This window comes from Rhizobium sp. PP-F2F-G48 (assembly GCF_004342335.1).
Taxonomy (GTDB): Bacteria; Pseudomonadota; Alphaproteobacteria; order Rhizobiales; family Rhizobiaceae; genus Ferranicluibacter.
Map to the genome: position 1 here is coordinate 247,079 of NZ_SLVH01000006.1, position 24,644 is coordinate 271,722.

The 24,644-nt window shown below is 64.0% G+C and carries 17 protein-coding genes; 13 read left to right on the top strand and 4 right to left on the bottom strand.

Features of this window, described 5'->3' with window-relative positions; translation table 11 throughout:
* Positions 1–5 precede the first annotated feature (5 nt).
* Positions 6–974, top strand: a complete 969-nt coding sequence (locus tag C8J36_RS15765) for a DUF1839 family protein (RefSeq protein WP_132536221.1) — start codon at positions 6–8, stop codon at positions 972–974.
* 42 nt (positions 975–1,016) lie between these two features.
* Positions 1,017–3,482 carry a glycoside hydrolase family 2 protein gene (locus C8J36_RS15770; RefSeq protein WP_132536223.1) on the top strand — a complete coding sequence of 822 codons (2,466 nt, stop codon included), beginning with the start codon at positions 1,017–1,019 and terminating at the stop codon, positions 3,480–3,482.
* 51 nt (positions 3,483–3,533) lie between these two features.
* Here C8J36_RS15770 and C8J36_RS15775 read toward each other — a convergent pair whose 3' ends face one another.
* The 3 genes from C8J36_RS15775 to C8J36_RS15785 all read right to left on the bottom strand — a co-directional run bounded on the left by C8J36_RS15775 (position 3,534) and on the right by C8J36_RS15785 (position 8,272).
* The gene (locus C8J36_RS15775) at positions 3,534–5,333 is read right to left on the bottom strand and encodes an alpha/beta hydrolase (RefSeq protein ID WP_132536225.1); all 1,800 of its coding nucleotides are present in this window, start codon (positions 5,331–5,333) and stop codon (positions 3,534–3,536) included.
* A gap of 135 nt (positions 5,334–5,468) precedes the next feature.
* A complete protein-coding gene (locus C8J36_RS15780; RefSeq protein ID WP_165915072.1) occupies positions 5,469–6,350 on the bottom strand; it encodes a glycosyltransferase family A protein in 882 nt (293 codons plus the stop codon).
* 119 nt (positions 6,351–6,469) lie between these two features.
* Positions 6,470–8,272, bottom strand: a complete 1,803-nt coding sequence (locus tag C8J36_RS15785) for an ABC transporter ATP-binding protein/permease (protein ID WP_244481249.1) — start codon at positions 8,270–8,272, stop codon at positions 6,470–6,472.
* A gap of 380 nt (positions 8,273–8,652) precedes the next feature.
* On the opposite strand from C8J36_RS15785, the gene rfbC reads away from it, so the two are divergent.
* The 4 genes from rfbC to rfbA are packed head-to-tail and all read left to right on the top strand — an operon-like array spanning position 8,653 to position 12,103.
* Positions 8,653–9,231, top strand: coding sequence for a dTDP-4-dehydrorhamnose 3,5-epimerase (rfbC, locus tag C8J36_RS15790; RefSeq protein ID WP_062595953.1), 579 nt, complete (start codon positions 8,653–8,655; stop codon positions 9,229–9,231).
* Positions 9,232–9,253: 22 nt separating this feature from the next.
* Positions 9,254–10,318 carry a dTDP-glucose 4,6-dehydratase gene (gene rfbB, locus C8J36_RS15795; RefSeq protein WP_062595954.1) on the top strand — a complete coding sequence of 355 codons (1,065 nt, stop codon included), beginning with the start codon at positions 9,254–9,256 and terminating at the stop codon, positions 10,316–10,318.
* Between the two features lie 5 nt (positions 10,319–10,323).
* Positions 10,324–11,208, top strand: a complete 885-nt coding sequence (rfbD, locus tag C8J36_RS15800; RefSeq protein ID WP_132536338.1) for a dTDP-4-dehydrorhamnose reductase — start codon at positions 10,324–10,326, stop codon at positions 11,206–11,208.
* Positions 11,209–11,227: 19 nt separating this feature from the next.
* A complete protein-coding gene (rfbA, locus tag C8J36_RS15805; RefSeq protein WP_062595955.1) occupies positions 11,228–12,103 on the top strand; it encodes a glucose-1-phosphate thymidylyltransferase RfbA in 876 nt (291 codons plus the stop codon).
* 90 nt (positions 12,104–12,193) lie between these two features.
* Here the strand turns inward: rfbA and C8J36_RS15810 are convergent, their stop codons facing one another.
* Positions 12,194–12,715 carry a DNA starvation/stationary phase protection protein gene (locus C8J36_RS15810; protein ID WP_062595956.1) on the bottom strand — a complete coding sequence of 174 codons (522 nt, stop codon included), beginning with the start codon at positions 12,713–12,715 and terminating at the stop codon, positions 12,194–12,196.
* Between the two features lie 283 nt (positions 12,716–12,998).
* Here C8J36_RS15810 and C8J36_RS15815 point away from each other — a divergent pair, with 283 nt between their 5' ends.
* The 7 genes from C8J36_RS15815 (at position 12,999) to glgB (ending at position 24,628) form a co-directional block, all read left to right on the top strand.
* Positions 12,999–13,238 (top strand): hypothetical protein, encoded by a 240-nt coding sequence (locus C8J36_RS15815; protein ID WP_062475554.1) that lies wholly within the window; start codon positions 12,999–13,001, stop codon positions 13,236–13,238.
* Positions 13,239–13,246: 8 nt separating this feature from the next.
* Entirely contained in the window at positions 13,247–13,429 is a 183-nt protein-coding gene (locus C8J36_RS15820; protein ID WP_062475557.1) for a hypothetical protein, read from the top strand.
* A 101-nt stretch (positions 13,430–13,530) separates the two neighbouring features.
* A complete protein-coding gene (locus C8J36_RS24960) occupies positions 13,531–13,686 on the top strand; it encodes a hypothetical protein (protein WP_165915073.1) in 156 nt (51 codons plus the stop codon).
* 183 nt (positions 13,687–13,869) lie between these two features.
* On the top strand, positions 13,870–15,726 hold the full coding sequence (gene malQ / locus C8J36_RS15825; protein WP_132536229.1) for a 4-alpha-glucanotransferase: 1,857 nt from the start codon (positions 13,870–13,872) through the stop codon (positions 15,724–15,726).
* 107 nt (positions 15,727–15,833) lie between these two features.
* Positions 15,834–19,079, top strand: a complete 3,246-nt coding sequence (locus C8J36_RS15830; RefSeq protein WP_132536231.1) for an alpha-1,4-glucan--maltose-1-phosphate maltosyltransferase — start codon at positions 15,834–15,836, stop codon at positions 19,077–19,079.
* Positions 19,080–19,097: 18 nt separating this feature from the next.
* Complete coding sequence (gene treS / locus C8J36_RS15835; RefSeq protein ID WP_132536340.1) at positions 19,098–22,427, top strand: maltose alpha-D-glucosyltransferase; 3,330 nt, start codon at positions 19,098–19,100, stop codon at positions 22,425–22,427.
* Entirely contained in the window at positions 22,424–24,628 is a 2,205-nt protein-coding gene (gene glgB / locus C8J36_RS15840; protein ID WP_132536233.1) for a 1,4-alpha-glucan branching protein GlgB, read from the top strand. The genes treS and glgB overlap by 4 nt, the downstream gene beginning before the upstream one ends.
* Positions 24,629–24,644 lie beyond the last annotated feature (16 nt).

Genomic DNA, 24,644 nt, shown 5'->3' on the forward strand with positions numbered 1-24,644 from the left:
AAACCATGCAAGCCGTCTTCCCCGGCCTCGCGCCCGAGACCTATCGCCCGCATGCGCTCCACGACAAGGAGCGCATGTGGCCGGAGACCAACTGCTATATCGATCTCTGGATCGAGGTCCTGAACACGCTCGGCCTGCCGCCGGAAGCCATGCTCGGCTTTACGCTGACGCAGGATTTCGAAGGCGACCAGTTCACCTTCTTCAAGGTGCCGCTGGAAGACCTCGAAACGCTCTACGGCATCACCTGCACGGAACTGGCCATCTTCGACAAGGTCGAGCGGCATCTGGAAACCCAGATCGCCCGCGGCCGTCTCTGCCTGGTCGAAATGGACAGCTTCTTCATGCCCGACACCGTAGGTGTCGCCTATGGCCGCGAGCATGGCAAGACGACGATCGGCATCAACCGGCTGGATACGGCCGGCCGCAGCCTCGACTATTTTCACAATGGCGGCTTCTTCCATCTGGAAGGCGACGATTTCGACGGCCTGTTCCAGACGCTGAGCGCACCCACTGCAGTGCCGCTTCTGCCCTATACCGAGTTTGCCAAGCTGCCGAGCGTGCTGCCGGACGAGGCGCATATCCGGCAAAAGGCAGAGGCGCTGCTCGCATTCCATTTTGCCCGCCGGCCGCGCGAGAACCCGTTTCGGGCGTTTGCGGCCGTCTTCCCGGCGCAGGTCGAGGCTCTGGCCGACCGCGACTTCGATTTCTTCCACAAATACGCCTTCAACACGCTTCGCCAGTTCGGTGCAAATTACGAACTGCTGGCCACCCATCTCGGCTGGATCGCGACCGACGGTCGCTATGAGACCGAACGTCTGGCCGCGACGAAAATCTCCGAAGTCGGCAAGACCGTGCAATTCCAGGTCGCGCGCGCCGTCAACCGCAAGAAGTTCGACGCGCTGGCAGGAACGCTCGCGCCCGCGGCGGACGCCTGGGATGCGCTGATGCAGGGGCTCGCGGGCAAGCTCGCCTGACCCCGCATCGACACGCCGAGAGACAGGAAACCGCAGGCCATCATGACACCGCTTCCCGCCCGCCTCCGTCTCGTGGATGAACGCACCTTGACGCAAGGCTGGCGCCTCGTCCTGACGCCGCCGGACCTGCACGCCGACCCATCGGATTTAGCGGACGACGACGGCATATCCGCCATCGTTCCCGGCACCGTGGCCGGAGCCCTGGAAGCGGCAGGCCTTTTCGACCGCACGACGCCCCAGCCGCTGAACGGGCAGGATGCCTGGTTCTTCACGATCATCGCCGACGAGGCGCCGGGAGACGCCCTTCTGCGCTTCGAGGGGCTCGCAACCGTCGCCGACGTCTTTCTCAACGGCGAAAAGATCCTGTCGTCGCACAGCATGTTCACGCGCCACGACGTCCCCGTCCGCCTGACCGGCAACGGCGATCGCCTCGCCATCTGCTGCCGCGCCCTCCTGCCGCATCTGTCGCGCAAGCTGAAGCGCGCCCGCTGGCGGACCAAGATGATCGTGCCTGCGGGCCTGCGCGGCATGCGGACCACCGCGCTCGGCTACATGCCCGGCTGGTGCCCGGAGATCCATGCGGCCGGGCCCTATCGCCCGGTGACGCTCCTGCGCCCCGGACAGCATTCCATCCGCGCCGTGGACATGGCCGCGTCGCTCGATGCCGACGCCACGGGCCATCTCACGGTTCGCTTCGAGACGACGGCGACGCAGTCCATGCGGCTCCGTTGCGGCGGCCATGAGACAGCCGTCACGATCAAGAACGGCCATGCGGAGGCGACGCTCGATCTGCCCGGTATTTCGCCCTGGTGGCCGCGCAGCCATGGCGAGCCGGTGCTCCATGACGTCGAGATTCTCTTCGACGGAGATCGCATCGGTCTCGGCCGCACCGGCTTCCGGCGGGTGGAGATCGACCGCGGTGCCGATGGCACGCGTTTCGCGCTGAAGATCAACGGCATCGACATCTTCTGCCGCGGCGCCGTCTGGACCAATGCGGACATCGTTGCACTGCCGGGAGACCGAAAGGCCTATGCGCCCTGGCTGCATCTCGCGGCCGAGGCCAACATGAACATGATCCGCATCGGCGGAACCATGACCTATGAGACGAAGGCCTTCTTCTCGCTCTGCGACGAACTCGGCCTGATGGTCTGGCAGGACGCGATGCTCGCCAATTTCGACTATCCGGCCGAGGACGAGGCCTTTACCGCCGCACTCGAAGACGAGGTGGAGATGCTGCTGCGGGCGACGCGGGCCTCGCCGTCGCTCGTCGTCTTCTGCGGCGGCAGCGAGATGTATCAGCAGGCCGCGATGATGGGCCTTGCAGAGCGTGTCTGGGCCGGCCCGCTGACCGAGGCGATCCTTCCCGGCATCGTCGCGGACCAGCGCCCCGACATCGCCTATATCCCCAATTCCCCCTTCGGTGGGGCGCAGCCTTTCTCTCCGAACGCAGGCGTCGGGCATTACTACGGCGTCGGTGCCTATGAGCGACCGCTGGAGGATGCGCGCCGCGCAAATGTGAGCTTCGCGGCGGAGTGCCTCGCCTTTTCCAATGTGCCGGAGCAAGTGACCCTCGCCGCGCATCTCCCGGTCGCCCCGGTCCACGATCCCCGCTGGAAGGCGCGCGTTCCCCGGGATCGCGATGCGTCCTGGGACTTCGAGGACACGCGCGACCACTATCTTGGCCGTCTCTACGACCTCGACCCCGCGAGGCTGCGGCGGGAGGACCCCGCTCGCTATCTCGACCTGTCCCGAGCGGTGACCGGCGAGGTGGTCGAAGCAACCTTTTCGGAGTGGCGGCGGGCGGGATCAGACTGCGGCGGCGCGCTCGTCTGGACGCTCCAGGACCTGCTGGCCGGGGCCGGCTGGGGGCTCGTCGATGCGACGGGTCTGCCAAAGCCCGTCTGGCATGCCGTCCGCCGCGCCTTCCGCCCTGTCCAGGTTCTGCTCCTCGACGAGGGAACGAACGGTCTCGACATCCACCTCATCAACGACTCGGCCCACGCTCTCCCCGTGCGACTGGAAGTGACCTGCCGGCGCGGCGGACGCCAGACCGTCGTCTCCGGCCGGCATGAAACCGTGCTTGCGCCGAGATCGAGGTCGCGTCTTGCGGCAACCGACCTGTTCGGCGCGTTTTTCGATACGACCTATGCCTATCGTTTCGCCGGCCCGCAGCATGACGTCACCGAGGCACGCCTCGTCTTGGCGGAAACCAACGCGTGGATCGCCGATGCCTTCCACTTCCCGCTCGGCCGCCGGGCCGCCCTCCACGATGCGACACTGACCGCCGCTCTTGTTGACAGTTCGGGCGGGTTTGCACTCGACATCGCGACCGACCGTTTCGCTCAGTCGGTCCACCTCGATTGTCCCGGCTTTCTGCCGTCCGACAACTGGTTCCACCTCGCCCCCGGCGCGACGCGGCGCATCGACCTGGTCCCGCAGACGAATAGACCGGAGCGCCCCACCGGCGAGATCTCCGCCATCGGCAGCGCCCTCACCGTTCACGTCTGAGAGGGAAGGGATCGCCGGTCGTTGGATCTGCGGTCGTAAAGACCGGATCGCTCAGGATGCCTTGCGCTTCGGGGACGTGATGGCGAGGATCGCATCGCGGATGTGCTCGCGCAACAGAGCGCGCGCGGCAGGCGGCGTCACATTGTGGTCTGCATCCGGCAGCATGAGGCGGGAGACGTTCGGATAGCGTGCGAGCAGCTTGCCCTCCCGGCCGAAATGCTGCCTCAGCCGCGCCAATCCGATATCGCCGACGCTATAGACGAGCAAGATCGGCACATGACGTTCGCACAGCTGGCGGAATGCGCGGTGTACGGCCTTGCGAAGCCTTGCGTCGATGGACAGCGATCCCATGACCGGCGCCGCCGTCCGAAAGACGCGGCGCACGACGATCTTCACGATATTGCCGGCCGCGCGCGGGACGTCGATCTTGCCGGAGATCAGCCTGTAGGCGGTCTCCACGCGGAAAGCGCGCCGCTTGTAGTCCGCGAGCGAGCGAGGATTGTAGCGGACCATCTGGTCGACATCGTCGCGGGGGTCCCAGGCAAAGGTCAGGATGTTGATCGCGATCACGCCGCGGCAGCGTGGATCGGCCAGTGCCGCATTGAAGGCGAGATAGGCGCCGCTGCATCGGCCGACGACGACGGGATCGGGCAGACCGATGGCCTCGATGCGATCGAGCGCTGCGCGCGCATCGGCGATCTGGCCCGGCGAATAGAGCACCTGTCGCGCTCCGTCCGGCACCGGAGGGCTGTCGGCGACGCCGGCGGCGTCGAAGCGGAACGACGCAATGCCGGAAGACGCCAGCATCCGCGCGGTCTCCACGGTCGATCGGGCCCAGCCGGACTGGCGGTCGTAGCCGGTGCCGAGCAGCAAGGCCGTGCCCGTGGGAATGGAATGCGCCGGGGTGCACAGGATGCCGAACAGCCGGTCTCCGGCACCGAACCGCATGGGACATTCCATGAAGTCTCCACCGTCGAGAACGCCGGAAGACGGTCCGCCCTGCCCCTGTCCCTGCCCCAGAGCTGCGGTGGGGAGATCGAGGCCGAGGATCCACGCGGTCAACGCCTTGAAGACCGCAACCGGCGTCTCTGCGATGATCGGGTTCGATACGAGGTTGGAATAGCCCTCGAAATCCACGCGGGTGACATCCGCGCCCGCGTCCTGCAACTGGAGGGACAAGGCAGCGTCGGTGTCGGATTGCGCGCGTTCCGCGATGAAAAAGCGTGTCGATGCGGAAGGCTTGAAGGCTTTGGCATCCGCACGGCGCACCGCGGCGGCAACGCTCTCCTCCATGACCAGCCCGGCAATGGACGTGCCCGATCCGCCGCTTCCCTGTGGCAGACCCAGCGCTTCGTCGACGACCTTGGACCAGAGCGAAAGCTCGCGCAGATAGCGTCGCCCGTTGGTGACGGGCGCGAGAAAAGCGACGCCTGCTGGTGGCAACATGGAGCCCTGCGCCTGCAGCAGCGCTGAGACCGGCAAGGCACCGAACCCCTGCGTCACCACCACCAGATGGTCGAACCCGACGAGATCGCGCAGGCATCCCGCCGCGGCCATCGCCGTCGTCACGAAGGGATCGAGGCCCGAGGGCTCGGAAACATCCAACGCATCGCCCGTGCCGGGATGATCGTAGCGCAGACTGGCAATACCGGCAGCCGAAAGGCTGTCGGCAAGCTCGCGCCAGGCCTGGTGCACGCACAGTTCTTCCAGTCCCCACGGGCTGACGAACAGCACCGCCGCACGCGTGACCGCACCTTGCGCCGGTGTGAAAAGGCCGACGGTGTTTTCGAACGTAACGGGCCGGCCTGCAGGGTGCGGTATCCGGATGGTATCCAAGCTGGCGGCAGACATTGCGCGTTCGGTTCCGTTGATTGGATGCACATCCGTGCGGGGCTCGGCAGTCTAGGCGAAACCCGGTTAATATTCGATCCCGCTCATCGAGATCTTGCCTCGTCAAATCGAGGGACGGATGGGCTCGAAAACCGCCTATCGCTCGGCCTTTCGGGGCGGTGCCGTGCGCCATCCTTGCAGGCGCCCGAGAAAGAGATGCCGCGATCGGCGCGCCATGGCCCAATCGCGTTTCAACCCGTGGACGACGATCCCTGCGAGCGGGCGTAGCAATTCCGGCAGAACGCGTCTCATCGCATAGCCATGGCGGCGGAGCACATAACCGAGCCCGGCGCCATATCGATACATCTTCTGCGCATGGTCGAGCGTGCGCCGATCGCCGTGATCTTCGGGATGATGGGCGTTCAGCGTCGGAAAATATCGCCCGGTCGCCCCCGTCTCCAGGCATTTCAGCACCATGTCCTGGATCTCGTGCGCGCCCCAGATCGTGCCCGACCCCGGCCCCAGAGCCACGTCGAACCCGCCTGCGCGCTCGAACACCGGACGTCGCACCACGACGATCCACTCCATCAGCGTGTCCCATACCGTGTCCCGGGTCAGCGTCACGCTATCCCCGGCGAACCGCCCCATGATCGTCCGCCCATCCTGGTCCGTCGGGCGGCCGCTATAGATATCTGCCGGCACCGAGGCCATCAGGGTGTCCAGAGACCGGAAGAAATCGGCGGGATACCAGCAGTCGTCGTCCGGAAACATCAGCCATGCGCCGCGGGCCGCGGTCGCACCGCGGTTTCTCGCGCGACAGACACCCGTCTCGGTCGAGCGGATGTGAACGATGTCGATATCACTGGAAAAGCGCGCGAGCAGCGGCACAAGCCGCTCATCGCCATTCTGATCGACGAACAGCACTTCGAGATCCCGACGCTGCTGCGCAACGAGGGAGACCAGAAGCCGCTCGATCTCCTCGACGCGCCCGAGGGTGGCGACCACGAGGGAGAAGCGATGCTGCAGCGGTCCTTCCACGTCGAGCCTCCCCCGATCCGCCAGAGACGCGGATACCGTGACGTTTGCCCTTTCGGGTCCCTCGTTCCTGCATAACGCGAATTCGCCAATGTCCCCTTAATGGCACGCGAAAAAGCGCGTCAACCGTCCCGATGCGTCCCGCGCGTCCGCAGGCTGTGCGGCTGAAGTCGCTTCAACGTCTTGCCACCGGGATCGTTTTCGAGATGCAGCACGCGCTTGAAGAACCCATCGTTCGGCTGCATCCGGCCGATATTGACGATCGCGGCTTTCGCCGTTTCCACCGTGAAGAAGGTGACGACGCGCTGATAGGTTTCCGGATCGAGCGTATCGAGCACCTCCTCGATGACGATCCACCGCGGCTTGTGGAGGCCGAGCCGGGCGATGGCGAGCAGACGCAACTCCGCCTCCGTCGGCTTCACCTGAGACTGCAGCGACTGATCGAGCGCAGCGACGAAACGATCGAGCCCGAGACGCGTCAGCACGGATGCAAGCTGCTCGCGCGGGAAACGGTCGGATGCTGCCGGATGGATCAGGGTTTCCGCCACGCTTCCCGGCGGGAAATAGGGCGCGCGCGGGATGAACGCCATGCTGTCCTGCGGCGGCAGCGCAAGCCGCCCGCGGCCCCAGGGCCAGAGACCGGTGACCGCGCGGAAGAACGAACTCTTGTCGACATCGGTCCTTGCCGTGATCAGCACCCGGTCTCCCGGCTTGATCTCGACATGCGCATCGGCAAGCTTGACGCTGCCGGAGGGCGATGCCACCGCGAGATCGTCCATGACGATGCTGCCGGCATTCGGCTCGGCATAGACGATCCGCTTGTCGTTCTCGTAGCGGTCGTCGGTCATCAGCATGGCCGAGCGGAAGGCCGAGACCCGCAGGAGGGTCGCGCGCCAGTCGGCCACGGCCTCGATGTTATCGACGAACCATCGCAGCGAAGCATGCACCTGGTTGAAGGCGCCGACGGCCATCATCAGTCCGCCGAAGGACAGATTTCCGGCGAAGAAGACCGGCGCGGCGATGACAATCGGTGCGATCACCGTGACCCAGCCATAGCCCGCCGTGACCCAGGTGAGGCGCGTCATCGCAAACATCAGGCCACGGCTGATCTCCAGCACGGAGGCGAGATCGCGCTCGATCCGGCGCTTCTCGTTCGCCTCCCCGCCCGAGAGCGAGACAGCCTCGATATGCTCGTTGACGCGCATGAGCGAGAAGCGCAGCGCCGCCTCGCGCTGGTAGTGCTCACCGTTCAGCTTCACAAGCGGCCGCCCGACCAGCCAGCTCAGCCAGGAGGCGACGCCGGCGTAAAGAATGGCGGCCCAGACCATGTAGCCGGGAATGGCGATGGAATAGCCCTCGAACCGGAAAACGAACCCGGCAGAAAGCGACCAGAGCACGCCGATGAAGCTGACGAGAAGAATGCCGGACTGGACGAGCCCGATGCCGAGCCCGGCCGTCAGGTCCGTCAGATGTCGTGCATCCTCATGGATGCGCTGGTCCGGGTTGATGCCGAGCGAGCCGGCATTGGCAAGGCGAAAGGCCCGCGTCGGCTTCATCCATTCTGTGATCAGGTCCCGCGTCAGGCCCTCCCGCAACTTGATCTTGATCCATTGACCGAGCCAGGTCTGGATGACGTTGAGCACGAGGATCACGCCGGCGATCTGACCGAAGACGACGAACTGGCTGAGGAAGGCCGGCAGGTCGCGCCGCTCCAGCGTGTCGTAGAATGGCTTGTACCAACGGTTGAGGAAGATCTGACCGATGGCAATGGCAATGATGACGGTGAGAAGGCCGGCAGCCAGAAGAAGGATGATCCGCCGCGACGGCGAAGCGACGAAGGCCTGCTGCATCATCCGCAGTTGCTGGCCGAGCGACTGCTCTTCTTCCAGATCCCCTGCCGCGGCAGCGGTCGCGCTTTCCGTCACACGCCCCTTCCTGCCCTCTGTCGGCTTGTTGCGAGCGTCCCTGCGATGCGGCATGTCAGCGGCTTTCTTCCAATCACGTCGCGCTGAACTATAGCGCAGCCCGCAATCTCTCCCACGGGAAAACGACCATGAAGCGGCGACCTTGCCGCTTGCTGACCATTGCTGTCGAAAAGTGCAGCTGCATGTCGACGCGGAACACGCAATCCGGTCTTCGATGGTCATCTGGTGGGGGAAGACGCGGCTGAATCGGCGCGATTTCGAAATGGCTCATCTCTTGCATCTGTCTGTTTCGGACGGGTGTCTTGAAAGATGCACAGTCCGATTGATACAAGTAACGCCGACAGATAGAACTATATTAGCAACGACAGATGGAAATCCGCATGAATTTTGAGCGCCTCTCGATTTCCGACGTGGTCCTGATCAAGCCGAACAAAATCGGTGACGACCGGGGCTACTTCATGGAAACGTTTCGACAGTCCCTGTTCGAGGAACAGGCAGCCAAGGTCGAGTTCCGTCAGGACAATCAGTCGCTTTCGGCAGATGCCGGCACGGTGCGCGGACTGCACTTCCAGCTGGAGCCGCGCGCCCAGGGCAAGCTGGTGCGCTGCATCGCGGGCGCGATCTACGACGTCGCAGTCGATATCCGCGTGGGTTCGCCGACCTATGGTCAGTATGTCGGCGCCGAGCTGACGGCGCAGAACGGCCATCAGCTGTGGGTCCCCGCCGGTTTTGCGCATGGTTTCTGCACACTGGTCCCGGCCACCGAGGTCAGCTACAAGGTGACGGACTACTACAGCGCGGAACACGACCGCGGACTTCGCTGGGATGATCCGGCCATCGGCATCGTCTGGCCCGATGTCGCCAAGACGCCCGTTCTCTCGAAGAAGGACACTCTTCAGCCGATGCTTGCGGACCTGAAGGAAAGCTTCATCTACACCGGCGCGAACGCCAACTCGTAAAACCAGTCAGGAACCGATCATTATGCGCGTTATTGTTACCGGAGGTGCCGGGTTCATCGGTTCGGCCGTGGTTCGTTATCTCGTCCTCGAAAAGGGCTACGAGGTCCTGACGATCGACAAGCTCACCTATGCAGGCACGCTGACCTCTCTCGACAGCATCAGCAACCAGGCGAACCACAGGTTCCTGCAGGCCGATATCTGCGATCGCAGCGCGATCCAGGAAGCCTTCGACACGTTCCGCCCGGATCGGGTGATGCATCTCGCCGCCGAGAGCCATGTCGACCGTTCGATCACCGGTGCGGCCGACTTCGTGCAGACCAACGTGATCGGCACCTTCACGATGCTCGAAGCCGCCCGCGCCTATTGGAACACGCTGGACGCCGACGCGAAGGACGCCTTTCGTTTCCTTCACGTGTCCACCGATGAGGTCTATGGCTCGCTCGGCGACGAAGGTCTCTTCACGGAAACGACGCCCTACGATCCGAGCTCGCCCTATTCGGCCTCCAAGGCCTCGTCCGACCACTTGGCCAAGGCTTGGCAGCGCACCTATGGCCTGCCGATCGTCGTCTCCAACTGCTCGAACAATTACGGCCCCTACCATTTCCCGGAAAAGCTGATCCCGCTGATCATCCTCAATGCGATGCACGGCAAGAAGCTGCCGGTCTATGGCAGCGGCGCCAATATCCGCGACTGGCTCTATGTCGAGGATCACGCCCGCGCGCTGGATCTGATTGCCGAACGCGGTCAGGTCGGCGAGACCTACAATGTCGGCGGCCGCAACGAGCGGCGCAACATCGACGTCGTCCACCGCGTCTGCGAACTCATGGACACGCTTCGTCCGCAGGGCGCACCGCATGCCCAGCTGATCGAGCACGTCACCGACCGTCCGGGTCACGACGCCCGCTACGCCATCGATGCGACGCGCCTGGAAACGGAACTGGGCTGGAAAGCGCTCGAGAATTTCGATACCGGCATCGAAAAGACGGTGCGCTGGTATCTGGAGAACGAATGGTGGTGGAAGCCCCTGCGCGACGGCTATGACGGCGGCCGCCTCGGTCTCATCCAGACGCAGCCGAAGGCGTCCTGATGGCCCTGAAGTATCTCGTCACCGGCAAGGAGGGGCAGGTCGTGCGCTCGATCATCGAGCGGGCCGCTGAGCATCCCGATATCGCCATCGTCACCTTCGGGCGTCCGGAGGTGGACTTCGCCGCGCCCGAAACCCTGGGCCCCGCGATTGCGGCGGTACGACCCGACATCATCATCTCCGCGGCCGCCTATACGGCCGTGGACCAGGCCGAAAGCGAGGAAGCGCTCGCCACGGTGATCAACGGCGAGGCCGCGGGTGCTCTGGCGACGGCGGCAGCCGGTCTCGGCATTCCGATCGTGCACATCTCGACCGACTACGTGTTCGACGGCACAAAGACCGGAGCCTATGTCGAGAGCGACCCGGTCGCCCCGATCGGTGCCTACGGCCGCTCCAAGTTGGCCGGTGAACAGGCGGTGGCGGCGGCCACGCCGAACCACGCCATCCTGCGCACCGCCTGGGTGCACAGCCCCTATGGCAAGAACTTCGTGAAGACGATGCTGCGCTTCGCAGCCGATCGCGACGAAATGAACGTGGTTGCCGATCAGGTAGGCTGCCCGACCTCGGCGCTCGACATCGCGGATGCCGTTCTCACCGTCGCCGGCAACCTGCTGAAGAGCGACGACGCCGCTTTGCGCGGCACGTTCCACCTGACCAATGCCGGTCGGGCCAGCTGGGCGGAATTCGCCACCGAGATCTTCCGCCTGTCGGCCGAACGCGACGGCCCGTCCGCGACCGTCAACCCCATCCCGTCGAGCGCCTATCCGACGCCGGCGAAGCGTCCGGCCAATTCCCGGCTCGACGGCAGCAAGCTCTCATCCACCCACGGCGTCACCCTGCAGGACTGGCGCCCGGCAACCGAAACCGTCGTCGCCCGCATCCTCGAGGCATGATTTTATCAGGAGTATTTCGATGAAGGGTATTATTCTCGCCGGCGGCAGCGGCACGCGACTGCATCCGATGACGCTCGTCACATCCAAGCAATTGATGCCTGTCTATGACAAGCCGATGATCTACTATCCGCTGTCCACGCTGATGCTGGCCGGCGTCAAGGACATTCTGATCATCTCGACCCCGGTCGATCTGCCGAACTTCCAGCGCCTGCTGGGCGACGGCAGCGCTTGGGGCATCAACCTCACCTATGCCGAACAGCCCTCGCCCGATGGTCTTGCGCAGGCCTATATCATCGGCGCGGATTTCGTCGGCTCGGATCCGTCCTGCCTCATCCTCGGCGACAACATCTTTTACGGCCACGGCATCACCGACCTCTTCGCACGCGCGAGTGCCCGGACCGAAGGCGCGACCGTGTTCGCCTACCATGTCGCCGATCCCGAGCGCTACGGCGTGGTCGAGTTCGACAAGAGCATGAAGGCACTCTCGATCGAGGAGAAGCCCGAGGCGGCGAAGTCCAACTGGGCCGTCACCGGCCTCTACTTCTACGACAGCGACGTCATCGAGATCGCAGCCAATCTCAAGCCCTCCCCGCGCGGCGAGCTCGAGATCACCGACGTCAACAAGGCCTATCTCGAACGTGGCGACCTGAATGTCGAACTCATGGGCCGCGGCTATGCGTGGCTCGATACGGGAACGCCCGACAGCCTGCTCGACGCCGGTGACTTCGTCGCCACGCTGGAGCGTCGCCAGGGTTTTAAGATCGCCTGCCCGGAAGAGATCGCCTATCTCAACGGCTTCATCGACGCCAACCAGCTGGAAGTGCTGGGCAAGAAGCTCGGCAAGAGCACCTATGGCAAGTATCTTCTGTCGCGCCTGAAAGACGGCAGGATCTGAATATCCGTCAGCCATCCGTGGCCGACAATCCGGAAAGAGGGGCGCAGGCTGCAAGGCCTGCGCCTTTTCACGTCGGACGGCTTCGAGCCCTTACCGCGCATTCGTGCCCCGGAGAATCTCGAACAGGAACCAGACGCGCTTCTCGCCATCGTCGATCCAGTTCTCGAGCAGGCTCGCGGTTGCGACGTCACTATGTTCGTCGCAGACATCGTGAAGTTCCCGCATGCTCTGCACCAGAGCGCCATTGTCGTCGCGCAGTTCGGCGAGCATCTCATGCGGATGAACGAAATCGGCATCGTTGTCCTTGATCCGCTGCTGGCGCGAAATGTCGCCGATCGACTTCAGGGTCGATCCACCAAGCTTGCGAACGCGCTCTGCCAGCGGGTCGGTGATCGCCAGCAATTCGGCGCCATGATCGTCGAGCAACAGATGATAGTCCCGAAAATTCGCGCCGGACATATGCCAGTGGAAATTCTTCGTCTTCAGATAGAGCGCGAAGACGTCGGCCAGAAGCGCCGAGGCACCGCCGGAAATATCCTTCACACCCTCTTGTGAAAGTCCTGTGGGGGTCTTCAGGTCAGCCTTGCGGCGCGATTTTACGGACTGGTCCATGGGTTCTGTTCCTTGTCTGATATGGGTCTGGGTCTGGGTCTGGTCGATCGGTCTGGATCCGGTCGCTCGGAGGATCGGTCCTCGACATCCTCGTCGTCGGACGACGGCCGCATGAGCGGCCACTCCGATCCGTCGCCGTTTCGGCATGCCGAAGCTGCAACGGATGATCGCCGCCAAAGTTCCAAGCCGGGTTTCGAGCCGGGTTCCAAAGAGAACCTGACGGCGGCGCTTGACTTCCGACAAAAAATAGAACATTTAGAGAACAAATCAGGAGACGATCGAGATGGCAACAGCAGAAAAGTTCATCGTCATGCCCTTCAAGAAAGTTCGTGGCGGCGTTGCTCCGGGCGAGATGCGCCAGGCGTCGAACGCGGTCAGCGCGGAGAAGATCGCGACCTCGATGTCCGCCCGCTTTCCGGGCGTGGCAGCTTATGCCGTCAAGGTGGACGAAGAGTCCGGCGACATGAGCGAGCCCCGTCTGATCATCCAGTTCGGCGAGGTTGCCGATCTCGCAGCAGCATGAGGTATGCGATGGATAAGCAGATCGAGTTGCGCGAAAGCGTCCGGATCCTGATCGCGCAGGGCGAAGCCGCCCGTCAGCGGGCCGAGGCCCATCGCGAACAGACCCGCATCAAGGTCGCCGCCATGGCCTCGCGTCCGGGCGAGAAATATCTGGCCGCCATGCGCCAGGCCAAGGCAGCGACCAGCCACTGAGGCTTTCTCGGCCGGGCCTCGTGGCCTGCCCTGTCGTTCCCTAGGGAACGTAACGCACGTCCCATGGGTCGGCTGCTCTTTGTTCAAGAAGGAGCACGAGCATGGCCGAACTCGGCGGCTCCCCAATGCCGCCCCCCGCGCTGCGCGCCAATCTCGACGAAGAGGTGGCAATAGCCGACTGGCTGGACGCGAATCTGCGCGACGTCACCATCACCTTCGCCTCGCTGAAACAATCCGGCCAATCGGCAAAGATCTGATCGCGTCCACCAACGGAAGAGACTGCCATCGCACAGGCGTGCGGTTCGCGCAGGCTCCGTCGCCGCACACAGCGACCCGGCAACAGGCCTTCCAAAACACCCGGTCGCTGTTTGCCATCCGGTCGGACCGCCTTAGGTCTTCCTCACACCCTATCAGGACTTCCGCGAGAGGCGACGACATCCATGAAGCGCGAGACGATCGACGAGTTTGCACGCCGGCACGGTATCGGCGAAACGCGACCGAGCCCCGATGGACATGTTGTCACGGTCTCCACCGAGACGAAGACGAAGATCCTCGCAGCATTGAACGTCGACCCCGATAGCGCCGCGCCATCGGGCATGACGGCCTCGAAGCAAAGATCCGCCCCGTCAGAGCCCCTGCCTGCATCCTACCTTCCACCCTTCCTTCGAGACAACCGCGTCTGGGGGATCACCCTGGAACCCTACGGCCTGCGCTCGTCGCGCAATTGGGGCATCGGCGATTTTCAGGATCTCTGCGACGTCGCGCGCCTCTTCGGCCCGCTCGGCGCCGACTTCATCGGACTGACCCCGCTGCACGCCCCGTTTCTGGCCGATCCCAATCGCTGCAGCCCCTATGAGCCCTCCAGCCGCCAGCGCCTCAACCCTCTCTATATCGCCGTCGATCTTGTTCCAGGCTATGAAGCCGACCCCGAGGTCGAGCGCAGGGCAGCCGGCCTGAGAGAGACGCCGCTGGTCGACTACGTCGGCGTCTGCAGCCTGAAGCTTGAGGCGCTGCGCAATATCTGGACCGGATGGGCGCCGGGAAAGACCGACGAAACCGAACCGGAGACTTTTGAGGACTTCATCGACCGCGAGGGCGCCCCTCTGCGTCTGCATGCCCTGTTCGAAACCCTGTCGTCCACCATGTCCGATCGCGGGCTCGGCGCCGGGTGGCACGGCTGGCCGGAGCGTTTCAAGGACCCCGAGAGCCCGGATGTCGTGGCATTCGCGCATGCTCATGAGGACGAGATCCGCTTCCATATGTGGCTGCAATGGCTAGCGCATTGCCAGCTCCATGGCGCAGCGAAAGCGGCGAAAGCCGCAGGCATGCGGATCGGCCTCTATCTCGATCTCGCCGTCGGCGAAGCGCTCGACGGTGCGGCGACCTGGGGCGAGCGCGATCTCTATGTTTCCAGCGCGACCGTCGGCAGCCCGCCGGACCCCTTCGCCGCAGACGGCCAGGACTGGCATCTCGCCGCCTTTCAGCCTGCCGCCATCGCCAGCGGCGATCCTTCGCCCTATCAGCGCATGGTGGTCGCCGCCATGCGCTATGCCGGCGCCATCCGCATCGATCACGCCGCAGCCCTCCGCCGCCTGTTCCTCGTGCCGCTCGATCTCAAGCCGGATGGCGGCGCCTATGTCGCCTATCCGGAGAGGGATCTCCTCGACATTCTCTCGCAAACATCCAGACAGCACGAATGCCTCGTCATCGGCGAAGATCTCGGCGTGCTCCCGGACGGACTGCAGGACGACCTCATGGAAGCACGCATCCTCTCCTACCGCATCCTGTCCTACGAGCGGACGGAGGACGGCTTCAAGCCGGCGGAGGCCTATCCGGCGCTATCGCTTGCCTGCATCTCCACCCATGACCACCAGACCATGGCCGGCTGGTGGCGTGGCGCCGACATCGCCACCCGTGCCGACCACGGCATCCTGCCGCCCGATATCACGCAGGCACACCAGGAAGAGCGGAAAGCCGAGCGGAAGGACCTTGCCCGCGCACTGGACGAGGCCGGCATCGAGCAGCCGACGCGCCTTCCATCCGGCTCTGCGCCCGATCAGGCCCTGACAGGGCTTGTCGTCGATGCCCACCGCTTCATCGCGAAAACCGCTTCGGTGCTGGCAGCCGTGCGCCTCGCCGATATGACCGGCGAGACGAATCCGACGAATATTCCGGGAACGAGCGACAGCTATCCGAACTGGAAGCCTAAGCTATCCGCAACGCTCGAAGCCTTGTCGGAGGCACCGCTTCTCCTCGCCATTTCCACCGTCATGGAAGAGGAACGGCCGCGATCGTAGCCGGCATTTCGCACGCGAGCGGCGCCGTCGTTTGCCATGTTCGGCAAGACGACGTGGAACAAGCTCGGGGCTTGGAAGGTTCTCGATGAAACAACGCGAGACAGCCCATGAATGTTCATTCGCTTGCCGAAGCAGACACACCTGTCATCACGCCGCCGCGGATCTACTACATCCACCCCCTGCAATTGCGGGGAATGGAGGCGTGGGACGCGGCCTTTGCGCATGCCGCAACGCTTGGTTTCGACACCGTCCTTTCCGCTCCGCTGTTTGAGAAGAGCGACGCGACCAGCCTGTTCGTCACCGCCAGCTTCGAAAGGCTGAACCCCGGCCTCGGCCTTGGCGACAGTGTCGAACGGGGCGTCTCATCCCTGGTCGACGCCGCAGGGCGACACGGCCTCTCCCTGATGCTGGACATCGTCGTCGGGCGCGAAGCGGATCGCGAGCCGGATGCCGGCGCGCCCGTCGATCCGCGCATCTCGCCAACGGTTTCCGGCAGTCGCGCGGTTTCCACAGAGAACGAAGCGTCGCAAGCGGCGCTCGTCGCGACATGGACGGAACGCCTCCTGATGCTTGCCGATGCCGGTGTCACCGGCTTCCGCTGCGTCGGCCTCACGGCTCTCCCGGCCAACGCCTGGCACCGGCTGATCTCGGAGGTTCACCGGCGTCAGCCGCAGGTCCGCTTTCTCGCATGGACGCCGGGAACGCCGTTTGACGACCGCAAGGGTCTAGCCGCCGCAGGCTTCGAAGGCAGCTTTTCGTCGCTCGCCTGGTGGAACCTGCAGGATCGCTGGCTTCTCGACGAATACGCGCTGCAGTGCGATTTCGCCTACCAGATCGCCTTTCCCGAAGCCCCGTTTGCCAAGCGAATTGCACATGGCACCGAGAGCAGCGAGATCCTGAAGCGCAGGGCGATCCGAACGCTTGCGCTGTCCGCTACCGTTGGACAGGGTCTTCTCGTCCCGATGGGTTTCGAGTTCGGAGCAGCAACGCCGCTCGATCCGATGCATGGCCAGGGCAGCGGCATTTCCGGCATGAAAGCCCACGGCGCCTTTGATATCACCGCGAGCATCCGCGCCATCAACGACCAACTGGCCGCTGCGATGCCGTCTCGCGGCACGCCGACGCTGATCTCCAGCAGCGCGACGACCGTGAGTGCTCTCGTTCAAGGCGATCATGCAGACCTGCGGCAGGCGGAGACGGTCCGCGTCATCGTCTGCAACCGCGATCTTCGCCGCAGTGCCGCCGTGCCGTTCAACGCGATCCGGGAAGCGGCGTCCGCCTTCCTGCCCCTTTGCGATGCCGCGCGGCCGGAACGCGCGCTCGATGCCGATGTGCGGCTTGCTCCCGGCGAACTCCGCATTTTCGAAGGTTCGGCCTCAAACCCGATCCTGATGGCGGGTGCCGCGATGGACGCCCGCGCCGCCGCCGCAACACCGCGGCTTGCGATCGAAAAGGTCATCCCCGCCGTGGACGAGGGCCGCTTCCCGGTCAAGCGCGTCGTCGGCGATGTCGTGAAGGTCGAAGCCGATATCTTCGGCGACGGCCACGATCCGCTGGCCGCCGTTCTGCTCTGGCGCCCAGTCGATACGCAGGCATGGACCGAGGTCCCCATGCAATTGGTCGTCAACGATCGCTGGAAAGCGGAATTCATCCTGAAGCGGATGGGCCGCCACGAATATGTCGTGGAGGCCTGGCGCAGTCCCTATGCGATCTTCCGCTATGAACTCGGCAAGAAACACGAAGCCCATCTCGATCTGACGCTGGAGATTCAGGAAGGCATCAACCTGATCAAGGCGGCCGCCGAAAACGGGCCGCAGCGCGTCCAGCCGGAGCTGAAAACGCTTCTCGCGACCCTTGCCGACGGCGACGCCGAAGCGAAGACGAGGCTGCTGCTTGCACCCGAAACCTTCGCGCTGATGGCGCGCGCGGATCGCCGGCCCTTCAGCGTCCGTTCCTCCGTCATGCCCGTCGATGCCGAACGCAAGGGTGCGGGGTTCGCCAGCTGGTTCCAGGTCTTCCCACGGTCGCAGAGCGGCGATGCCGACCGTCATGGCACGTTCGACGACGTCATCGACCGGCTTCCCGCCATTCGCGAAATGGGCTTCGACGTTCTCTATTTTCCGCCGATCCACCCGATCGGCGCGACGAACCGCAAGGGTCGCAACAACACGTTGACCCCCGGCCCGAACGATCCCGGCAGCCCATATGCGATCGGCTCGCCGGCCGGCGGCCATGATGCCATCCATCCGGAACTCGGCACCCCCGAGGATTTTCGCCGGCTGGTTTCGGCTGCGGCAGATCACGGGCTCGAAATCGCCCTCGACCTCGCCATACAGGCCTCACCGGACCATCCCTGGCTGAAAGATCACCCCGGCTGGTTCGACTGGCGCCCGGACGGCACTATTCGCTATGCGGAAAACCCGCCGAAGAAATACGAGGACATCGTCAATGTCGATTTCTATGCGAAGGACGCGGTCCCTTCGCTGTGGGAAACGTTGCGCGATGTGGTCCAGCACTGGGTCGATCAGGGCGTCAAGCTCTTCCGCGTCGATAATCCCCACACCAAGCCGTTTCCCTTCTGGGAATGGCTGATCGCCGACATTCGCGGTCGCCATCCCGAGGTCGTGTTCCTTTCGGAAGCCTTCACCAAGCCGAAGGTCATGTACCGGCTGGCGAAGGTCGGCTTCTCCCAGTCCTACACCTACTTCACCTGGCGAAATGCGAAGTGGGAGCTGGAGGAGTACATGCGGGAGATCACGACGCAGGAGCCCAAAGACTTCTTCCGTCCGCATTTCTTCGTCAACACCCACGACATCAACCCAGACTTTCTGCAGAACGCACCGCGTTCGGCCTATCTCATCCGGGCCGCTCTTGCTGCGACGCTGTCGGGCCTCTGGGGCGTCTATAACGGCTTCGAGCTCTGCGAAGGCCGGCCGGACGCCAAGCGCAAGGAATACGCCGACAGCGAGAAGTACGAGATCCGCGCCTGGGACTACGACCGCCCGGGCCATATCAAGGGCGAGATCGCGCTGCTCAATCGCATCCGCCGCGAGAACCCGGCCTTGCATTCGCATCTCGGCCTAACGCTGCTTCCGGCCTGGAACGACAATGTCATGTTCTTCGAAAAGGCCAGTGTCGGCCGCGAGAACGTCCTGCTCATCGCCATCAGTCTCGATCCGCATGCAGCGCAGGAAGCGGATGTCGAAGTGCCGCTCTGGTCCTGGAACCTTCCCGACAGCGGATCGCTTCCCATGGAAGACCTCATTGCCGACCGGCCCTTCACCTGGACGGGCAAAATACAACGCATCCGTCTCGACCCGTCGATGCCCTTCGGCATCTGGCGCGTTCGATAGGGAGGAAGGCTTATGGATATGCTCACCGATCACGTGCAGGACGAAACCGACACGCGCCAGCAGACGCACGCCGAAAGCGGATCCGCTGATCCGCTCTGGTACAAGGATGCGATCATCTACCAGCTGCACATCAAGTCGTTCCACGATGGAAACGGCGACGGCATCGGCGATTTCCAAGGCCTGCAGGAGAAGCTCGATCATATCGCCTCGCTCGGCGTCACCGCGATCTGGCTTCTGCCCTTTTTCCCGTCGCCGCGGCGCGACGATGGCTACGATATTGCCGACTACGGCGATGTCAGCCCGGATTACGGCACGATGGACGAGTTTCGCGCCTTCGTGGAGGCCGCCCATGAGCGGGGCATCCGCGTCATCATCGAGCTGGTCATCAACCACACATCGGACCAGCACCCCTGGTTCCAGCGAGCGCGCAATGCGCCGGTCGGATCGCCGGAGCGCGATTTCTACGTCTGGTCGGACACGGACCAGAAATTTCCCGAGACGCGCATCATCTTCCTCGACACCGAGAAATCCAACTGGACCTGGGACCCGGTCGCCGGCGCCTATTACTGGCACCGCTTCTATTCTCACCAGCCGGACCTCAATTTCGACAATCCACGCGTCATGGAGGAGCTGCTGTCCGTCATGCGGTTCTGGCTGGAAACCGGCATCGACGGCTTCCGGCTGGATGCCATCCCCTATCTGATCGAGCGCGAGGGAACCAACAACGAGAATCTGCCGGAAACCCATGACATCCTGAAGCAGATCCGCGCCGCGCTCGATGCGAGCCATCCCGGCCGCATGCTGCTGGCCGAGGCCAACCAGTGGCCGGAGGATACGAATGAGTATTTCGGCAGCGGCGACGAGTGCCACATGGCGTTCCATTTTCCGCTGATGCCGCGCATGTACATGGCGATCGCCAAGGAAGATCGCTTCCCGATCACCGACATCATGCGCCAGACGCCGGACATTCCGGACAATTGCCAGTGGGCGATCTTCCTGCGCAATCATGACGAACTGACGCTCGAAATGGTGACCGATGCGGAGCGGGACTATCTTTGGAACATCTATGCCGCGGACCGCCGCGCCCGCATCAATCTCGGCATCCGCCGCCGCCTGGCACCCCTGATGGAGCGCGATCGCCGCCGCGTCGAACTGATGAACGCGCTGCTCCTCTCCATGCCCGGCACGCCCGTCATCTATTACGGCGACGAGATCGGCATGGGCGACAATATCTATCTCGGCGATCGCGACGGCGTGCGCACGCCGATGCAGTGGTCGCCGGATCGCAATGGTGGCTTTTCCCGCGCCGACCCGGCCCGTCTCGTCCTGCCCCCGGTCATGGATCCGCTCTATGGCTACGAGGCCGTCAACGTCGAGGCGCAATCGGCCGATGCCCATTCGCTGCTCAACTGGACGCGGCACATGCTGGCGCTTCGGCGTCGGCACATCGCCTTCGGTCGCGGCACGCAGCGATTCCTGAAGCCGGGCAACCGCAAGATCCTCGCCTATCTCCGGGAATATGAAGGCGACACGATCCTCTGCGTCTTCAATCTTTCGCGCCTGCCGCAGGCCGTGGAGCTCGACCTCTCCGAATTCGAGAACCGCGTGCCGATCGAACTGACCGGCATGTCGCCGTTTCCGCCCATCGGCCAGCTGACCTACCTCCTGACGCTGCCGCCCTATGGCTTCTTCTGGTTCCAGCTCGTGGCCGAAGCCGATGGTCCGACCTGGCGCAACGACCCGCCGGAGCAACTGCCCGACTTTGCCACCATGGTTCTGCGCCGCGACCTTTTGGAGGTGGTGGACGAGCCACGCTTGTCGAACGTGCTGTCGCGCGACGTGCTTCCGTCCTACCTCGCCAAGCGCCGCTGGTTCGGCTCAAAAGGCGAGACGCTGCACGGTGCGACGATCGTCAGCGCCGTGCCGATGGGTTTCCCGCACGATATCCTGCTCGGCGAACTCGAGGCGGAACTCGAAGGTCACACCGAAACCTACATGCTGCCGCTGGCGATTTCCTGGGACGATACGAACCCGCCGGCCCTTGCCCAGCAGCTGGCGCTGACGCGAATTCGCCAAGGGCGCCGTGTCGGCTTCCTGACCGACGGCTTCGCGGTCGAGGCCTTCGCCCGCGGGGTGCTCAAGGGGCTCCGCGAGCGCACGCAGATCTCGGGCCGCAGCGGCACGCTGGAGTTCGTCGGAAGCGATGAGCTCGATGGTATCGATGTCCGCGACGACCTGCCGATCCACTGGCTGTCGGCCGAACAATCCAACAGTTCCCTGATCGTCGGGGATGTCGCGATGATCAAGCTCATCCGCCATATCTTTCCGGGCATCCACCCGGAAGTGGAGATGACGCGCTACCTGACCGGCGTTGGCTATGCCAACACCGCGCCTCTCCTCGGCGAGATCGCCCGGATCGCGCCCGATGGCACGCGATCGACGCTGATCATCATCCAGGGCGCCATCCGCAACCAGGGCGACGCCTGGACCTGGATGCTCGACACCCTGCGCCGCACGCTCGACGACACGCTGACCTCGGTCACCGATATCGCGTCCACCGATGTGCAGGAGGGCCTGTTCTCGCCGCTGATGGACTTCGTCTCCAATGTCGGAACGCGCCTTGGCGAACTTCATGTCGCCTTGGCGAAACCAACCGAAGATGAGGCCTTTTCCCCGCTTCATGCCGGCACAGACGATGTCGAGGCTTTGCGCCGCCAGGTGGTCGGCCAGATTTCGGAAGGCCTCACCATCCTCGACCGTGCCCGCAGCGACGTCGACCCGGCCCTTGGCGACGAGATCGCAAAGCTGGTCGAGGGGAGAGAGGCCCTGCTCGCCTCTATCGGGGCGCTGGCCGATGCCGCTGCGGACACACTGATGATCCGCAATCACGGCGATTTCCACCTCGGGCAGATCCTCGTCGCGGAGGCCGATGCCTATATCATCGACTTCGAAGGCGAGCCGGCCCGCGATCTCGACGAACGTCGTGCGAAGGCCAACCCGCTTCGCGACGTGGCGGGCCTGTTGCGGTCGCTGAGTTATCTCGCTGCAACGGCCGAACTCGACCACGAAGCCATCTCCGAACCGAGCAACGATCGGCGAAGCGCGCTCATTCGCGCCTTCATCGAAAAGGCCGAGGAAACCTTCCTCTCGAGCTACTTTGCCGTCACCGAAACATCCGGCGATCTGCGCATGTCCGAGACGATACGGACACGCATCCTCGACCTCTTCCTTCTGGAAAAGGCGGCTTACGAAATCGCCTACGAAGCCCGCAACCGGCCGAAATGGCTGCCCATCCCGCTCGCTGGCTTCTCGGCCATCGTCCGCAGACTTTCGGAAAGTAATTCCTGATGCTGGAACGCCTCGATCTTCTCCAGGGTATCGACCACGATGCCATCATCGCTCTCGTCGAGGGCCACCATGGCGATCCTTTTGCCGTGCTCGGCGCTCACCCCCATGCAGACCGGACCATCGTGCGCGTCCTGATGCCGGGCGCCGTTCGGATCGAACTCCTCGACCCGACGAGCGGCGCGGTGGCCACGAGCCTCGACCTCGTCCATCCCGGCGGCCTGTTCGCGGCGCTGACCGATCTGCCCCGCTACCTGCTCCGGATCACCTGGCCGGAGGCCGTACAGGAGACGGAGGACCCCTATGCCTTCGGCCCGCTGCTCGGCGATCTCGACCTGCACCTCTTCTCGCAGGGCACGCATTACAGCCTTGGCCGGACATTCGGCGCGCGGGTGACGGAGGTGGATGGCGTCGAGGGCGTGCGGTTCGCCGTCTGGGCACCGAACGCGCGGCGCGTCTCGGTTGTCGGCGATTTCAATGCCTGGGACGGACGTCGCAATCCGATGCGGCTTCGCCCCTCCGCCGGCGTCTGGGAGATTTTCATTCCGCGCCTCGGCAAGGGCGAACGCTACAAGTTCGAGATCATCGATGCCGCCGGCAATGTGCTCGCTCAGAAAGCGGACCCGATCGCACGCGCGAGCGAGGCAGCCCCCGCCACCGCCTCCATCGTCGCCTCCGCCTCGCCTTTCCCCTGGACAGACGACGACTGGATGCGCCGGAAGACCGAGATCCGCGACGGAGAGGCGGCCATATCGGTCTATGAAGTCCATCTCGAATCCTGGCTGCGGATCGCCGAGGACGGAAACCGGTCGCTGGACTGGATCGAGTTCAGCCAGCGCCTGATCCCCTATGCTGCCCGCCTCGGCTTCACCCATATCGAGCTTCTACCGATCATGGAGTATCCCTTCGGCGGCTCCTGGGGCTATCAGCCGCTCGGCCTGTTCGCGCCGACCGGCCGCTACGGCACGCCGGAGGATTTCGCCTATTTCGTCGATCGGTGCCACGCTTCCGGGATCGGCGTCATTCTCGACTGGGTGCCCGCCCACTTCCCGACCGATGTCTGGGGCCTTGCCCGTTTCGACGGCACCGCGCTCTACGAGCATGAAGATCCGCGCGAAGGCTTTCACAAGGATTGGAACACGCTGATCTACAATTTCGGGCGCAACGAGGTGAAAGGCTTCCTGATCGCCAGCGCGCTCGAATGGCTGGAGGAATATCACGTCGATGCGCTGCGCGTGGACGCCGTCGCCTCCATGCTCTACCGCGACTACAGCCGCGATGCCGGCGAGTGGATCCCCAACGAACATGGCGGTCGGGAGAACCTCGAAGCCGTCGAGTTCTTCAAGCACCTCAACAGCATCGTCCACCAGCGCTGCCCGAACGTGCTAATGATCGCCGAGGAATCGACCGCATGGCCGGGTGTGACGCAGCCGGTCGAGAACGGCGGCCTCGGCTTCGATTTCAAATGGAACATGGGCTGGATGCACGACACGCTGCATTACATGCAGGATGATCCGGTCTATCGGCGCTACAATCACGGACAGATGACCTTCGGCATGGTCTATGCCTATTCCGAGCGCTTCATGCTGCCGCTGTCCCACGATGAAGTCGTGCATGGCAAAGGCTCGATGCTGGGCAAGATGCCGGGCGACGCTTGGCAGAAGCGCGCCAATCTCCGCGCCTATTTCGGCTTCATGTGGGCGCATCCCGGCAAGAAGCTTCTGTTCATGGGCGGCGAGATCGCGCAGGAAACCGAATGGAACCATGATGGGTCGATCGTCTGGGATCTGCTCGACCGGCCGGAACATGCGGGCATTCAACGGCTCGTGGGCGACCTCAACCGTCTTTATGCCGCGGAGCCGGCCCTGCAATATGGCGACCTGCATCCCCAGGGCTTCGACTGGACGGTGTCGGACGATGCCGAGCACTCGATCTTCGGCATGCTGCGCCTGAGCGAGGACAGGACATCCATGGTCCTTGCCGTCTCGAACATGACACCGGTGCCCCGCCACGGCTATCGGATCGGCGTCCCCACCGAGGGCCGCTGGGAAGAGGTGTTCAACAGCGATGCCGGGGTCTATGGCGGCTCCAACCTTGGCAACGTCGAGGCCTGGACGGAGCATCACCCTGCCCATGGAAAGCCGCAGTCCCTGTCGCTGACCCTGCCACCGCTCTCGACGATCCTGCTGCGATGGCGCGCCTGAGGGTCGGATGCGCCAA

What these genes read in the sequence shown, in the direction of transcription:
- rfbA (WP_062595955.1), top strand. Translation starts at nt 11,228, where the DNA reads ATGAAGGGTATTATTCTCGCCGGCGGCAGCGGCACGCGACTGCATCCG.
- C8J36_RS15830 (WP_132536231.1), top strand. Translation starts at nt 15,834, where the DNA reads ATGAATGTTCATTCGCTTGCCGAAGCAGACACACCTGTCATCACGCCG.
- C8J36_RS15820 (WP_062475557.1), top strand. Translation starts at nt 13,247, where the DNA reads ATGGATAAGCAGATCGAGTTGCGCGAAAGCGTCCGGATCCTGATCGCG.
- malQ (WP_132536229.1), top strand. Translation starts at nt 13,870, where the DNA reads ATGAAGCGCGAGACGATCGACGAGTTTGCACGCCGGCACGGTATCGGC.
- treS (WP_132536340.1), top strand. Translation starts at nt 19,098, where the DNA reads ATGCTCACCGATCACGTGCAGGACGAAACCGACACGCGCCAGCAGACG.
- C8J36_RS15765 (WP_132536221.1), top strand. Translation starts at nt 6, where the DNA reads ATGCAAGCCGTCTTCCCCGGCCTCGCGCCCGAGACCTATCGCCCGCAT.
- rfbB (WP_062595954.1), top strand. Translation starts at nt 9,254, where the DNA reads ATGCGCGTTATTGTTACCGGAGGTGCCGGGTTCATCGGTTCGGCCGTG.
- rfbC (WP_062595953.1), top strand. Translation starts at nt 8,653, where the DNA reads ATGAATTTTGAGCGCCTCTCGATTTCCGACGTGGTCCTGATCAAGCCG.
- C8J36_RS15775 (WP_132536225.1), bottom strand. Translation starts at nt 5,333, where the DNA reads ATGTCTGCCGCCAGCTTGGATACCATCCGGATACCGCACCCTGCAGGC.
- C8J36_RS15810 (WP_062595956.1), bottom strand. Translation starts at nt 12,715, where the DNA reads ATGGACCAGTCCGTAAAATCGCGCCGCAAGGCTGACCTGAAGACCCCC.
- C8J36_RS15815 (WP_062475554.1), top strand. Translation starts at nt 12,999, where the DNA reads ATGGCAACAGCAGAAAAGTTCATCGTCATGCCCTTCAAGAAAGTTCGT.
- C8J36_RS15770 (WP_132536223.1), top strand. Translation starts at nt 1,017, where the DNA reads ATGACACCGCTTCCCGCCCGCCTCCGTCTCGTGGATGAACGCACCTTG.
- C8J36_RS24960 (WP_165915073.1), top strand. Translation starts at nt 13,531, where the DNA reads ATGGCCGAACTCGGCGGCTCCCCAATGCCGCCCCCCGCGCTGCGCGCC.